Origin of the sequence: Insolitispirillum peregrinum, assembly GCF_900156605.1 — a bacterium.
GTDB lineage: Bacteria > Pseudomonadota > Alphaproteobacteria > Rhodospirillales > Rhodospirillaceae > Insolitispirillum > Insolitispirillum peregrinum.
The window spans coordinates 1-1,717 of record NZ_FTOA01000022.1 but is presented as its reverse complement, the minus strand read 5'-3'; the positions used below and the strand labels follow the sequence as shown (position 1 = coordinate 1,717).

The 1,717-nt window shown below is 57.8% G+C and carries 1 protein-coding gene and 1 pseudogene; both read right to left on the bottom strand.

Translation table 11 applies throughout. The features are described from left to right. A partial coding sequence (locus BW995_RS20155) for an MCP four helix bundle domain-containing protein (protein WP_175617142.1) occupies positions 1–1,469 on the bottom strand: 1,469 nt, incomplete at its 3' end. A gap of 53 nt (positions 1,470–1,522) precedes the next feature. Beyond that, positions 1,523–1,717: pseudogene (locus BW995_RS20930) on the bottom strand (chemotaxis protein CheW); the annotation flags it as partial.

Below are 1,717 nucleotides of genomic sequence, written 5' to 3'. Positions count from 1 at the left end.
TTGCCGGCGATCCGTTCGGTTTCCGAAGCGTTATCCGCACTCTGGCGGATGGTCGAGACCATTTCTTCCATCGACGACGAGGCTTCTTCTGCCGCTGCCGCCTGCTCGGTCGAGCCCTGCGCCATCTGTTCCGCGGTGGCCGACAGTTGCTGGCTACCGGCAGAAACCTGCCGGGCGGCGTTCAACGCTTCGGCGACCACCGTCCGCAGACGCTCGATCATCGTTTCCAGCGCAACCCCCAGCACGTCACGGTCCGACAGGCGCTGAACGTCGATGGTCAGATTGCCGTTGGAAATTTCCGTCGCCTTGCCCGCCACGTCTTTCAGGTTGGCGGTCATGGTGGTCATGGCGGCCACCAGGTCGGTGATTTCATCGTTGGTGGAAATGGTCACCGTTTGCTCCAGATCCCCCAGCGCCACCGCATTGGCCAGCGACGATGCCTTGGCCAGACCTCGGCTGATCGACAGGGCGATGTACAGCGCGACGGCGCTGCTGACCAGCAACACGGTCACCAGCAAGCCGATGGTCAGGGTGCGGGCGTCCTGATAGACTGTAGAGGCCGCACGGTTATCGTCCCTCATCATCTGTGTATTGAGCTTGATCATATCGTCAAACAGGTCAACCACCTGAAGATAGGTTTGCCACCCTTTGCCGTTCAGCAACTCTTCGGCACGGGCTGTCGTATTCAAGAGAGTCCGTTCGCGCAGAGCCGTCATTTTATCAGTATATTCAGAAAAATACCGTTCCAGTGTACTGCGCATGGCAGGGCCATTGGCCATCTGCTGCCACGCGATGGCGGCCATCGTCTCAACAAGCTGTCGATCAAGGGCGATCGCCTGCTTGTTAAGAGCTTCCATTTGCTCCACAGAATTCGCCAGGATGATACGGCGATTGATCAACGCCTGCTGGTTGACCAGCCCGTTGAGGGCCATCATTTTGATGATGTCTTCCTGACGCCCTTCCCGGTCGATCAACTGAGTGGAATTCTGCAGGGCAACCCGCATGTCCGGCAGAAATTTTACTTCCATCGCATCCAGCATGTCGGTGGCAGCCAGATCGCTGTCATCGAGGGAAAAGCGGACAATGTCTTCGTTGACGGCCAGCATGGGAACCATGGCCTTGCGAATGTCAGCCATCATCCGCCGCCCTTCGGTCGTCACCAGCATGCCTTCAAGCGTGTCAAGCCGGCCATCAAGGGACTCTTTGGCTGCCTGATACCGCTTGAGGAAGTCAGCCTTTTGTTCGGCTTTATCAGCAATCAGCATCCCCCGCATCTGACTGGTCAGCGCAACAAGATCATTTTTACTGTCCTGCAGCAAAAGCGCCTTGGCAGCAGAACTGTTGATCACCCGCTCCATACGCGCGTTGATATCGGCCATGCTGTTCAGTTCGACCAGCATTCCGATGGCCGACAGTGCCAAAATCAGCGTAAACGATAACGCCAGCTTGGCTTTTATGGTGAAACGCATGCCTTTTTCCTCCATCACCGTGCGGGCCGCACGTCCTGAACACCACCGCGGTCTTACGCCACCAGCGGCAGGATGATTTTTTCCATGTCGAGGACGATGATGAACGCCCCGTGATCCTTGCCGATGGTCTTGATCAGCGAAACATCCCACCCCACACCGACCGACGGGATGGTTTCCGTTTCCGTCTGGCTGAGGCTGGTCACCTGATGCACCCGGTCGGCCAGCACCCCCACCAGCGCCTGTTCGCC